This window comes from Nitrosomonas sp., assembly GCF_020852615.1.
Taxonomy (GTDB): Bacteria; Pseudomonadota; Gammaproteobacteria; order Burkholderiales; family Nitrosomonadaceae; genus Nitrosomonas.
Map to the genome: position 1 here is coordinate 22,550 of NZ_JADZAJ010000032.1, position 12,981 is coordinate 35,530.

The following is a 12,981-nucleotide window of genomic DNA, read 5'->3' on the forward strand; positions in this document are numbered from 1 at the left end:
ACAGTCAATCAATCCGCTGAAAAAGACTGACATGGCTGCATTATTTCTCCCCAATATTTTTGCTAAAAATCACTTGTATTCACGAGCCGGGCAAAACAGTTTCAGGTTTTGCAGATTTCATGTGTTATTCAGCAGGTATATAATGCGACGTATTACAACTGCCCGCACACAGGGCAAAACCCCTGGTCGACTCAAAATGGAAAATACGGAAGAAAAATTCGGAGTGGAAATACTGGAAGCCTGCATTCAGCATGCCAGAGAAGTGCTCAACCAGCAGCTCCCTCATGTTAAAGATAAAAAATACGATTTTGCACCCCAGTTCAAAGAGCTGACCATACAGCTTTATCTGGTGGGTGTTATGCAACAGTTCTATGACCAGTATGAAGCTACAACGACAGATGCCCAGGAAAAAGCATTTGATGCGCTGTACCATATGATGATCAAGGACGGTGTCAAGGCTAAACGGGCAAAAAACCAGACTAAATTTATCAGGCAAATGTCCAGGCTGGATGATGGTGATGAGGCACTGGCACTGATGCTTGGCTATGAATCAAAACCGGGGGACCATAGTCTTGCTGAAGTCTTTGATCATTATGTGGGTGAAATCAGAGTTTCAAGAAGATTCTGGCGCTTCTACGATCAGGGCAATAAAATCCTGTTTCTTGGTGGTTTACTGTTCGCCATGGCTGGCGTATGGTTTATGACGATTTACCTGCCGGAAAGTGACAACATGGCTATTCTGGCTGTGGGGCTGCTGGCGGCACTCCTTTTTGTCGTGCCCGTATCTCTAGTTGGCCTTCTGATTCATCGTTATCATATTAAGAAAGGCAATCGCGCCCAAACGCCGCCCCGGTAACTGACTACCCGCTACGGGTATTCCCGGTATGTGCCTGAGAATTGTCTTAAGAACATGTCAGGAAACAATCCGGGGTATGGTTTTAGCAGCAATTTCCAAATCAGCTCAGCCCATTTAGTAGATAGGCTCTTTACCTGCGCACCTGGTTTTCCTGAATTCTATGAATGCAATAATCATCAGCGGCAGTACTATAGCCGGCAAATTCCGTGAGGAACTGAAACAACGTGTCAAAACACTGACTGAAACGTGGATGCAGCCCGGTCTGGCAGTCATTCTGGTCGGTGACAACCCCGCTTCCCGTGTCTATGTGCGCAACAAAGCCAAAACATGTGACGAGCTGGGTATCCGTTCCGAGGTCTTCAGTTTCCCCGGGGATATTTCCCAAAAAGCCCTGCTGCAGCAGATTCAGGATCTGAACGCCAACACGGAAATTCACGGCATCCTGGTACAGCTGCCTTTGCCCGGCCATATTCATATTGATGAAATAATTGCTGCTATCGCAATAGAAAAAGATGTTGATGGATTTCACCCCTGCAACGTAGGCGCTTTGGCAGCAGGTCACGCTCTGTTTCACCCGTGCACTCCCTTTGGCGTCATGAAGATGCTGGCAGAATTCAACATCCCCCTCCAGGGGCAGCATGCGGTTGTTGTCGGCCGCAGCAATATTGTCGGGAAACCAATGGCACTCATGCTGCTGGAAAAAGGTGCAACTGTCACCGTTTGTACCTCGCGTACCCGTGATCTGGCCAGTCATACCCGCAATGCCGATATTATCGTTATGGCCACAGGCAAAGTGAATTTGCTGACAGGTGACATGGTCAAACCCGGTGCAACCGTTATTGATGTGGGGATCAATCGCCTGCCCGATGGCCGGCTTTGCGGAGATGTTGAATTTTCAGGGGTAAAGGAAAAAGCAGGCTATATTACGCCCGTCCCCGGTGGAGTCGGCCCAATGACCATCGTCATGCTGATGAATAACACAATCGAAGCAGCTGAACGCGCCAGAGCGACGGCACAAGCCGTTGCCCGGCAAAGTTCCATGCAATAATTTCAGAATTGTTAACAGGGAGCAGACCCGAAATGGATCCAATGGACATTGATCCGCAAGAAACACAGGAATGGCTGGATGCCTTGGAAACGGTTCTAGTGAATGAAGGTACCGAGCGCGCCCATTTTCTGCTGGAAACGTTAGTGGAAAAAGCGCGCCGTTCCGGTGCCTACCTGCCCTATAGCGCCACTACCGCCTATATCAACACCATCCCGCCCGCCAAGGAAGAGCGTTCGCCAGGCAATCATGCGCTGGAGCATCGTATTCGCTCCTATATTCGCTGGAATGCCATGGCCATGGTATTGCGCGCCAATCGCCATACCAATGTGGGCGGCCATATCGCCAGTTTCGCCTCAGCTGCAACGCTCTACGATACCGGTTATAACCATTTCTGGCACGCTGCCGGCGAGCAGCATGGTGGCGACCTGGTTTATCTGCAGGGTCATTCAGCTCCCGGAATTTATGCTCGCGCCTTTCTGCTGGATGAGCTGACTGCGGAGCAACTGGATAATTTCCGCCAGGAAGTGGGTAACAACGGCCTGTCTTCCTATCCCCACCCGTGGTTAATGCCGGATTTCTGGCAGTTTCCAACCGTTTCAATGGGTCTGGGGCCACTCATGGCGATCTATCAGGCACGTTTCATGAAATACCTGGGTTCGCGCGGACTTGCTAAAACCGAGGGGCGTAAAGTCTGGGCTTTCATGGGTGACGGAGAAATGGATGAGCCGGAATCTCTGGGGGCAATCTCCCTGGGTGCTCGTGAAAACCTGGATAACCTGATTTTTGTTATTAACTGTAACCTTCAGCGCCTTGATGGACCGGTGCGCGGCAATGGCAAAATTATTCAGGAAATGGAAGGCACTTTCCGCGGCGCCGGCTGGAATGTAATCAAAGTTATCTGGGGTTCCTACTGGGACCCCCTGCTGGCCAAAGATACCAAAGGTCTGCTGCAGCAGCGCATGATGGAATGTGTTGATGGCGAATACCAGACCTTCAAATCACGCGATGGCGCTTATGTGCGTCAGCATTTTTTCGGTAAATATCCGGAATTACTGGAAATGGTTGCCAACATGTCCGATGACGATATCTGGCGACTGAACCGTGGCGGCCACGATCCTCACAAGGTTTATGCCGCCTACAGTGCTGCAATGAAACATACCGGTCAGCCTACCGTGATCCTGACTAAAACAATCAAAGGCTATGGTATGGGGGAGGCCGGAGAAGCGCAGAATATTACCCATCAGCAGAAAAAGATGGGCACGATTTCGCTGCGGGCGTTCCGCGATCGCTTTGGTCTGCCGATACCGGATGACAAAATTGACGAAATCCCCTATCTCAAATTTGAAGAAGGGTCACCGGAATACAACTATATGCGCGCACGGCAACAGGCTATGGGAGGATTTATTCACCATCGCCGCCGTAAAGCCGCAGCATTGCAGATTCCACCCTTGTCCGCTTTTGAGACACTGCTCAAAGCCAGCGGTGAAGGGCGAGAATCTTCCACCACAATGGCATTCGTGCGGATACTTAACGTTCTGGTAAAGGATAAAAATATCGGCAAACACGTGGTGCCTATCGTAGCCGATGAATCACGTACTTTTGGCATGGAAGGCATGTTCCGTCAGCTGGGGATCTGGTCGTCAGTCGGACAGCTCTATACCCCGGAAGATGCCGATCAGCTGATGTATTACAAAGAAGATCGAAGCGGACAGATTCTGCAGGAAGGGATCAACGAAGCAGGTGCCATGGCATCATGGATCGCAGCTGCCACTGCCTATAGTACACATGGCGTGCAAATGATCCCGTTCTACATTTTCTATTCAATGTTTGGTTTTCAGCGTATCGGTGACCTCACCTGGGCCGCAGGTGATATGCGCTGTCGCGGCTTCCTGCTGGGCGGAACCGCCGGCCGTACGACATTGAATGGAGAAGGGCTGCAGCATGAAGATGGCCACAGCCACCTGGCTGCTTCCACCATTCCGAACTGCGTATCCTACGACCCCGCTTTTGCCTATGAACTTGTGGTTATCATGCAGGATGGTCTGCGCCGCATGTATCAGGAACAGGAAGATGTGTATTACTACATCACTGTAATGAACGAAAACTACTCACATCCGGAAATGCCTCAGGGTGCGGAACAGGGCATTCTGCAGGGAATGTACCTGTTCCGCAGCAGGCAGCGCAGCAAGCTGCATGTACAGCTGCTGGGATCGGGAACAATACTGCGTGAAGTTATTGCTGCAGCGGAAATTCTGGAAAAGGATTTTAAAGTCTCGGCAGATATCTGGAGTGTGACCAGTTTCAACCAGTTGCGGCGGGAAGCACTCAGTGCAGCACGCTGGAACATGCTGCATCCTGATGAACCTGCCCGATTGTCATATGTGGAAACCTGCCTGAAAGATCAGGAAGGCCCCGTCATTGCTTCCACAGATTATATGAAGATCATCGCTGATCAGATTCGGGAATTCGTCCCGAAGCGTTATTTCGTACTGGGTACGGATGGATTTGGTCGCTCCGACACACGCGAAAAACTGCGACAGTTCTTTGAAGTTGATCGCCATTATGTCGTGGTGGCAGCGCTCAAAGCTCTGGCAGACGAAGGAAAGATACCGGCATCACAAGTGGCCAAAGCAATTCGTGCTTTTGCCATTGATCCTGACAAACCTGAGCCGGTCAAAGTTTAATCCATTCATGATCGGGGAAATTCTGCTGATTCTCTCTGACAGCATTGGTTACAGCAAATTGAGGAGTACAAGTGGCTGAAGTCAAAAAAGTTCTGGTTCCGGATATCGGAGATTTTGAAGGTATTCCGGTCATCGAAATCATGGTCAAACCTGGTGATAGCGTACAGGCTGAAGATGCTTTGATCGTACTGGAATCAGACAAAGCCACTGTTGAAGTTCCTTCACCTTACGCCGGGACAATCCGGGAAATTCTGGTAAAAACAGGCAGCAAGGTTTCCCGGGGCTCAGAAATCCTGACCATGGAGATCACTCCTGCGACAAGTAACGACCAGGAAATTTCACCCTCCGCCAGCCTGCCAGGTGAGTCACCATCTGCGCACCCCTCCCGGCCAGTCGAAGCCACATCCGATCAATCCCGAACGGCATCTGCAGCAGAATCTGTGGCCATCCCCAAAAAAACAGCCTCTCCCCCCGTGCCGGCACAGATACCAGGCCATGCAGCCAGCCAGGACAGCGGAGTTACTCCCCATGCAAGTCCTTCCGTCAGGCGATTTGCCCGCGAGCTGGGAGTTGACCTGGGCAGGGTAACGGGTACCGGCCCTAAACAGCGTATTCTCAAGGAAGATGTACAGGCATTTGTTAAACAGGCACTGGCAAACGGGCGTGACTCCAGCGGAGGTACACTCGATTTATTACCGTGGCCGCATGTTGATTTTGCAAAATTCGGGCCGATTGAACTGAAATCCCTTTCGCGCATCCGGCAAATCTCAGCTGCCAATCTTCACCGCAACTGGGTCATGATTCCGCATGTTACACAGTTCGATGAGGCTGATATTACTGATCTGGAAACACTCAGAGTCACCCATAATGAAAATCGGCAGAACAGCGGTACCAAACTGACCATCCTGGCTTTTCTTATCAAAGCTGTAACAGCTGCTCTGAAAAAATTTCCGGAATTCAATGCTTCTCTGGATAACAGCTCGGCAGAAGGCCAGCTTATCATTAAACGTTATTATCACCTGGGTTTTGCAGCTGATACGCCTAACGGACTGGTCGTTCCGGTTATCCACGAAGCTGATCAGAAAGGGGTCGTGGGTATCGCCGAAGAACTTGCCAGACTGTCTTCACTTGCCCGTGAGGGAAAATTGAAGCCTGCTGACATGCAAGGTGCAAGTTTTACCATTTCCAGCCTCGGCGGCATTGGTGGCACAGGCTTCACGCCGATCATCAATGCACCGGAAGTAGCAATTCTGGGCGTCTCGCGGGCAAATCTGAAACCGGTCTACCAGAACGGAAAATTCATTCCACGTCTGATGGTACCGCTCTCCCTTTCCTACGATCATCGTGTCATTGATGGCGCCTCAGCAGCACGCTTCACTGCTCATCTGGCCAGCATTCTGGCAGATATGCGCCTTGCGCTGTTCTAACCGGTCAGCTGCCATTTATAACATGCCTGCTCCATACACCCCCGGTAATGGCTGAAACAGTTCAATATTCACTCACCGGAATTTATGGCGGCACGTTTGATCCTGTCCACTACGGGCACCTGAGAGTTGCGGAAGAGCTAACGGATATCCTGCCACTTGATCATCTTTCCTTTTTGCCGGCAGGCCGGCCCCGTTTGCGTAATGCACCTTTTGTATCCGGGGAGCATCGGGTTGCCCTGCTGCGAGAGGCCGTTTATAACAATCCCCGATTTCTGGTGGATGATCGTGAAATCAGACGCCCTGGTGAAACATACAGCGTTGAATCTCTGCAAGAAATTCGGCAGGAATACAAGGAATCTGTTGTATTGTGTTTTATTACAGGTGCCGATGCCTTCCTCAGGCTGCCACACTGGCATCGCTGGCGCGAACTGTTTGGGCTATGTCACTTTATTATCGTTAACCGCCCCGGATCGGTTCAGATCAACAATCCATCCAGTCTGCCTGACGAATTACAGGATATCTGCCAGAGCCGCTGGGTAACTGCGGCTGCAGAATTGAAAAATTCCCCTTTCGGCCTTATCTTTACAGCACCTACCACCCTGCTGGATATTTCATCCACCCGCATCAGAAATATTATCGCTTCAGGTATGAGTGCACGCTATCTGCTCCCTGAATCAGTACTTAACCACATTAACGAACATGGTTTTTATACCGGAGGAAAATGAAATCATTTGAAGCGCTGCTCAATACGACAGTTACCGCACTGGAAGATCTCAAGGCTGACGATATCCGCGTGATGGATGTCAGTAAACTGACTTCATTATGCAGTACGATGATTGTGGCCAGTGCCGGTTCCACGCGCCAAACCCGGGCACTGGCCGGCCATGTGCAGGAAAAGGTCAAAGCAGCCGGTGGAAAAATTTACGGGACTGAAGGTGAGCAAACGGGAGAATGGATGCTGGTTGATCTGGGAGATATCATCGTCCATATCATGCAACCGGCCATCCGCAGTTACTATGATCTGGAAGGACTCTGGGCAGATCCCAACTGGCGATCAACCCAGGAAAATTCTGCAGCATACGGCTGATTTACCTGAGAATCTGATGAAACGAAACCTATCAGAAACATAGCAAGCAAGCAGGCAGAGCAGCGAATATCGCACAATATTGTGATCCGCCTGAATCACCCATTTTAGAAATGCTCTTATCCAAATCGTGAAATTTCATATCCTGGCTGTGGGTAACAAAATGCCGGACTGGATAACAGCAGGCTACGCTGAATATAGCCGGCGCATGCCAAAAGAAGCTGAGTTGCTGCTGATCGAAGTCAAACCGGAAAAACGTACCGGCAAGACAGCTGCACAGCTGCAACAGGCTGAGAGTGAGCGTATCCGGGCTGCGCTCCCCCCCGGGTGCCATATCGTTGTACTGGATGAAACGGGGAAACAGGTGTCTACAGTAAAACTGGCCGAAATGATGACAGGCTGGATGGAATCCGGCCGGGATACTGTGTTTATTATCGGCGGTGCCGATGGATTACATCAGAATATCAGGCAGATGGCTCACGAAAAGCTGGCTCTGTCGGCCCTGACGCTGCCACACGGACTCGTCAGGGTATTACTGGCGGAGCAGCTCTACCGTGTATTTTCCATCAGCCGCAATCATCCCTACCATCGTGCATAGCGCGCAATCGGGTTGCGACGTTACAGACAAAAACGAAACTTAAACCAGAGCTAAAAATGACCATTTCGGCTGGAAGCAGTATCTATCTGGCATCACGCAGCCCCCGCCGGCGTGAGCTGCTCAAGCAAATAGGAATCAGATACCACATTTTGCTCATGCGTGAAATACGCTCCCGCCCGGCGGATGTGGATGAAACTCCGGCTCCGGGTGAACTCCCGGCAGATTACGTTTACAGAATCACACACACCAAGGCTGAAACCGGATGGCTGCGCCTGAAACAGCGGGGCATACCTCTTTTACCGGTGCTGGCTGCAGACACCACTGTTGTTCTGGACGGCCGCATCCTGGGAAAACCGCAAGATGCCGGGCATGCGGAAGCAATGTTACGCGCCCTTTCCGGGCAGGAACATCAGGTTTATACCGCTGTCGGGCTGACTTTTCAGGAACAGACCAGACTGCGCTTATCGATGACAACCGTACGCTTTCGCGATATCAGCCCGCGCGAGATTGAAGCCTATATTGCCAGCGGAGAATCGCATGATAAAGCGGGAGCCTACGCTATTCAGGGAAAGGCCGCCGCTTTCATCATCAGTATTAGTGGAAGTTACAGTGGCGTGGTCGGGTTACCCCTGTTTGAAACCGCTCAATTACTGGAAGAAACAGGAATCACTGTTTTCTGAACAAACATAAAAATAACCGGATACCCGTTTTGTTATGAGCAGCGAAATTCTCATCAACGTCACTCCGCAGGAAACGCGTGTTGCCATCATAGAGCAAGGTATCACGCAGGAGCTGCATATTGAACGCACCAGCAGCCGCGGTATCGTGGGTAATATTTATAATGGACGTGTCAGCCGCGTATTGCCCGGTATGCAGTCAGCTTTTGTCGATATCGGCCTTGAACGCGCCGCTTTCCTGCATGTGGCGGATATTCACGAATCTTGCCGGAATGAACACCATAAACCGATCGAGCAGCTGCTCTCAGAAGGCAGTAATATCCTTGTCCAGGTGGTCAAGGATGCCATCGGTGTAAAAGGGGCACGACTCTCCACCCAGATCAGCCTTGCCGGGCGTTTACTGGTGTATCTGCCGCAGGAATCGTATATCGGTGTATCACAGCGCATCGAAGACAGTAACGAACGAGAATCGCTGCGCCAGAAATTACAGAACATCCTCCCAGCCGATTCCACCGGCGGCTACATCATCCGAACCATGGCTGAAACCGCCGAGGAACCGGAATTACAGGCTGACATCGTTTATCTGCACAAGCTCTGGCAGGACATCCGGAAAAAATCACTCACCACTCCTTCATCCTCACTGCTCTACCAGGATCTGGATTTGAGCCACCGGGTATTGCGCGATTTTGTAAATGCCGACACCTACCGCGTCCGGGTAGATTCACGCGAAACATTCCAGAAGCTCACCACTTTTGCCAGTGAGTACATGATGAGCGATCTGGAAAAAATCAGCCACTATACCGGCGAGCGACCGCTATTCGATTTATATGGCGTTGAGCAGGAAATTGAAAAATCACTGGCACGCCGTGTTGATCTGAAGTCTGGCGGGTATGTCATCATTGATCAGACCGAAGCACTGACCACGATGGATGTCAATACAGGCGGTTTTGTCGGGGTGCGCAATTTTGATGACACCATCTTCAAAACCAATCTTGAAGCCGCTCAGGTAATTGCACGACAGCTGCGATTACGCAACCTGGGCGGCATCATTATTATCGACTTCATTGACATGGATCGTGAAGAGCACCGGGCTGCGGTACTGGCCGAGTTCAACAAGACACTGCAGCGAGATCGGACCAAAATGACGGTCAACGGCTTCACTGCATTGGGACTGGTTGAAATGACCCGTAAACGTACACGCGAAAGCCTGGCACAAATTCTGTGTGAAACCTGTCCAACGTGTCAGGGACGAGGCGAGATCAGGACAGCACAAACTATCTGCTATGAAATCTTGCGCGAACTGCTGCGGGAATCCAGACAATTCAATGCGAAGGAGTACCGTATCCTGGCCTCACAACAGGTAATTGATCTTTTCCTGGATGAAGAATCGCAAAGCCTTGCTCAGCTGGGAGATTTCATCGCCCGGCCAATCGGCCTGCAGGTAGGTACCTCCTACACACAGGAGCAGTATGATGTAATTCTGATTTGAACTCGGACCACCCATCCGGACGTGAGAGATACATGATTGGGAGTCAAATTCCCCCTGCGACAAAATGTCGCATTGTATACCGTGCCGGGTTGCTCTAAAATTTTGAACACAGCGATGAAGATATTGATAATCGTTATCAGTTCTGATAGCATCCAAAACTGGAATTCAGTGTTATCTGATTATCTGAATTGGACAGATCAGGTTTTATAATCCATTACACTTCAAATACTTGGCTAAAAAATCATACAAATCACATACTCTTCACACATCATGGCCAAAATCCGTCATAAGCCGGTTCTTACCGGCCTTTCTCTCTTCAGCTTCCTGGCGGTAGTCGCAACACACGCAGCCGTACTGTACGGCATGTGGCATCATCGTTTCAGTACCTCAACCCCGGAAACGATTACGCTTTATGCACAATTCATCGCGCCACCGGAAAAACAGGCTGAAGTCACTGAATCCCCCAAGGTAGAACTCAAAGCAGAACACATGCCGCCTCAGGTGAAACCTAAACCGCCTGTCAAGAAGGTACAACCGCAACCCAGGCGCCAGCTGGTAGCAAAAGCCCCTGCAGCAACACAGGAGCATGTTGCCCCGCCACCGGTTGAGGAACACAAGCCGGAACCCGAGCCTGAGGAGAAAGCAATCGCTGAAACGGTAGCAGAGGCAAAACCGGCACAAATGCCATCAGGCCCAGTCAGTCTCTCCTCTGAATTATCGGTATCCTGCCCGGATCTGGCCAGCCCTGCCTATCCAGCGCTATCCCGCCGCATGGGTGAAGAAGGCAAGCTGGTACTGCAGGTTGAGATGGACGAAACCGGCCGTATCAGCAAAGCCAAAATTATTGAAAGCAGCGGTTACTCCAGACTGGACAACGCTGCTCTATCCGCTGTTAAAACCTGGCGCTGCCGGCCGGCAATGCGTGATGGCCACCCCGTACCGGCAATTGCCCTGCAACCTTTTAATTTTGTCATCGAAGGAAGTTAATTGATGGAAAAAACGCTTGGTTTTTCTAATTTTCTGACACAGGTTGATCATGTCGGAATGTGTGTACTGTTTCTGCTGCTTTCTTTATCGGTCGCAAGCTGGTATCTGATCGTCACCAAAAGTATCAGCAATCTGATTGCATCACGCCGTGCCAATGCTTTTCTCAAGCATTTCTGGGATATTGATACTGTTCCACAACTTGAAAACGTGATTAAAGGCATGCCCGGTAATCATGCATTTGTACAACTGGCCAAAACTGCACTGGGCGTCACATCAGATTCACAAAAACACGGCCTGGAAAAGATGGCAGCAGCCGGCGGGGCAAACGAATTACTCACCCGCTCGCTGCGCAACAACCTGGATCAGGAAGCGGCACGTATTGAAAATGGCCTTACCATTATTGCCTCGGCCGGCTCGGCTGCACCCTATATCGGCCTGTTTGGCACGGTCTGGGGAATTTACCACGCCCTGATCCAGATAGGTCTTTCCGGACAGGGCACGTTAGATAAAGTAGCCGGCCCGGTAGGTGAGGCACTGATCATGACAGCACTGGGCCTCGCAGTTGCCATCCCGGCAGTACTGGCATTCAATGCCTTTACCCGGCGTAATCGCCTGTGGATGGCTCAACTGGATAATTTTGCACATGATCTCTATACGATCATGACGGTAGGTGGCAAAATTAGTGGCGAAAGCAGCCAGAAAACTTCACTGAAAGCTGCAACAGCGACCTCACAGCCGGTTCCGGCAGTCGGGTTGGCCCATACTAAAGCGAGCGTTGTTAATGGAGAGGGACAGTAATGGCCTTTGGCGATTCAACCCGTTATCAAAGCAAGACTGCCATGTCTGAAATCAATGTTGTGCCACTGGTAGACGTGATGCTGGTGCTGCTGATTATCTTCATGATCACCGCACCGCTGCTGACACATTCAGTCAAAGTCGATTTGCCAAAAGCATCAAGCTCGCCCAATTTGACCCAGCCGGAACACATCGAATTCGCTATTCGTGCAGATGGCAGCTTCTATTGGGGGGGGGAGCCCGTGACACTGGATCAGTTACCTGAACGCTTTGCCAGGGCAGTTGAACAATCCGATAAAACTGAGCTGCATATTCGTGCTGATCGCGATACACATTATGAACTCGTGGCCAAAGTTATGAGCATAGCGGCTTCATCCGGACTGGCACGCATTGGTTTCGTGACAGATCCAACAGGCGAAAACCCCTGACACCCGACAACTGGCAGGTTCAATTCCTTTTCACACTCACTCATACCCGATTCATATTCCACAGCCGGATCGGGTATGAGGCTGATTCTGACCGGTTCTGGCAACCTTAAAGTTCAACCGGCTCCTTTTGAAACTGCGGCACTCAACCCTGTTTCCACCCGCCGCGCATGCTGGCGGAATGTTTCAAACAGACAAATCCCGGCACTGACTGACACATTCAGGCTTTCAATACTGCCACTCATGGGAATGCTGACGAGCTGATCGCACGCCTCCCGGGTCAGGCGGCGCATGCCTTCACCTTCAGCACCCAGTACCCAGGCAACGGGCCTCGTCAACGTGACTGAATCCAGCGTATCAGGCGCATCGGCATCCGATCCGATGATCCAGATACCTGCTTCTTTAAGCTCTCTCAACGTTCTGGCCAGATTAGTCACGGCAAAAAAAGGAACAGTATCTGCTGCGCCGCTGGCGACTTTATGTACTGTCGCCGACAAACCAACTGCCCGATCTTTGGGAACGATCACGGCATGTACACCAAATGCATCAGCAACACGCAAACACGCTCCCAGGTTATGTGGATCCTTAACGCCATCCAGCACCAGTAACAACGCCGGCTCGGCAAGTTCATCCAGCAAATCTTCCAGCACGGCATACTGGTGCAGCTTTGTGACGTGGGCTGCCACTCCCTGGTGACGAGTTGTGCCTGTCATCCTGCCAATTCTGTCCTGCTCACAGAGAATCAGGCGCGTGGAAGATGTCTCAGCCAGATTTATCAGATCACGTGCCCGCCGATCCTGCCGGTTCGCATCCAGATAAATTTCCCTGATGCTGTCCGGATGCTGGCGCAACCGGCTGATAATGGCATGAAAACCAAAAATGTACTGAGAGTGACTCATGGTAATTTTAAG

At 50.9% G+C, this 12,981-nt stretch carries 13 protein-coding genes; 12 read left to right on the top strand and 1 reads right to left on the bottom strand.

Annotation, left to right across the window (positions count from 1 at the left end):
* Positions 1–142: 142 nt before the first annotated feature.
* The 12 genes from IT527_RS07540 (at position 143) to IT527_RS07595 (ending at position 12,073) form a co-directional block, all read left to right on the top strand.
* Positions 143–856: a hypothetical protein gene (locus IT527_RS07540; protein WP_292967919.1), complete on the top strand. Its 714-nt coding sequence runs from the start codon at positions 143–145 to the stop codon at positions 854–856.
* A 160-nt stretch (positions 857–1,016) separates the two neighbouring features.
* Positions 1,017–1,904: a bifunctional methylenetetrahydrofolate dehydrogenase/methenyltetrahydrofolate cyclohydrolase FolD gene (gene folD / locus IT527_RS07545; RefSeq protein ID WP_292967920.1), complete on the top strand. Its 888-nt coding sequence runs from the start codon at positions 1,017–1,019 to the stop codon at positions 1,902–1,904.
* Positions 1,905–1,936: 32 nt separating this feature from the next.
* The gene (gene aceE, locus IT527_RS07550) at positions 1,937–4,588 is read left to right on the top strand and encodes a pyruvate dehydrogenase (acetyl-transferring), homodimeric type (RefSeq protein ID WP_292967921.1); all 2,652 of its coding nucleotides are present in this window, start codon (positions 1,937–1,939) and stop codon (positions 4,586–4,588) included.
* Between the two features lie 71 nt (positions 4,589–4,659).
* Complete coding sequence (aceF, locus tag IT527_RS07555) at positions 4,660–6,015, top strand: dihydrolipoyllysine-residue acetyltransferase (protein WP_292967922.1); 1,356 nt, start codon at positions 4,660–4,662, stop codon at positions 6,013–6,015.
* Positions 6,016–6,062: 47 nt separating this feature from the next.
* On the top strand, positions 6,063–6,740 hold the full coding sequence (gene nadD, locus IT527_RS07560; protein WP_292967923.1) for a nicotinate-nucleotide adenylyltransferase: 678 nt from the start codon (positions 6,063–6,065) through the stop codon (positions 6,738–6,740).
* Positions 6,737–7,102 carry a ribosome silencing factor gene (gene rsfS / locus IT527_RS07565; RefSeq protein ID WP_292967924.1) on the top strand — a complete coding sequence of 122 codons (366 nt, stop codon included), beginning with the start codon at positions 6,737–6,739 and terminating at the stop codon, positions 7,100–7,102. The genes nadD and rsfS overlap by 4 nt, the downstream gene beginning before the upstream one ends.
* Positions 7,103–7,229: 127 nt before the next feature.
* A complete protein-coding gene (gene rlmH / locus IT527_RS07570) occupies positions 7,230–7,697 on the top strand; it encodes a 23S rRNA (pseudouridine(1915)-N(3))-methyltransferase RlmH (protein WP_292967925.1) in 468 nt (155 codons plus the stop codon).
* 56 nt (positions 7,698–7,753) lie between these two features.
* On the top strand, positions 7,754–8,377 hold the full coding sequence (locus tag IT527_RS07575; RefSeq protein WP_292967926.1) for a nucleoside triphosphate pyrophosphatase: 624 nt from the start codon (positions 7,754–7,756) through the stop codon (positions 8,375–8,377).
* Positions 8,378–8,411: 34 nt separating this feature from the next.
* Positions 8,412–9,863, top strand: coding sequence for a ribonuclease G (gene rng / locus IT527_RS07580; protein WP_292967927.1), 1,452 nt, complete (start codon positions 8,412–8,414; stop codon positions 9,861–9,863).
* A 270-nt stretch (positions 9,864–10,133) separates the two neighbouring features.
* Entirely contained in the window at positions 10,134–10,850 is a 717-nt protein-coding gene (locus tag IT527_RS07585; RefSeq protein WP_292967928.1) for an energy transducer TonB, read from the top strand.
* Positions 10,851–10,853: 3 nt separating this feature from the next.
* Positions 10,854–11,648 carry a MotA/TolQ/ExbB proton channel family protein gene (locus IT527_RS07590; RefSeq protein WP_292967929.1) on the top strand — a complete coding sequence of 265 codons (795 nt, stop codon included), beginning with the start codon at positions 10,854–10,856 and terminating at the stop codon, positions 11,646–11,648.
* Positions 11,648–12,073: a biopolymer transporter ExbD gene (locus tag IT527_RS07595; RefSeq protein ID WP_292967930.1), complete on the top strand. Its 426-nt coding sequence runs from the start codon at positions 11,648–11,650 to the stop codon at positions 12,071–12,073. Before IT527_RS07590 ends, IT527_RS07595 begins: the two co-directional genes overlap by 1 nt.
* Before the next feature lie 113 nt (positions 12,074–12,186).
* Here the strand turns inward: IT527_RS07595 and rlmB are convergent, their stop codons facing one another.
* Positions 12,187–12,969, bottom strand: a complete 783-nt coding sequence (rlmB, locus tag IT527_RS07600; RefSeq protein WP_292967931.1) for a 23S rRNA (guanosine(2251)-2'-O)-methyltransferase RlmB — start codon at positions 12,967–12,969, stop codon at positions 12,187–12,189.
* Positions 12,970–12,981 lie beyond the last annotated feature (12 nt).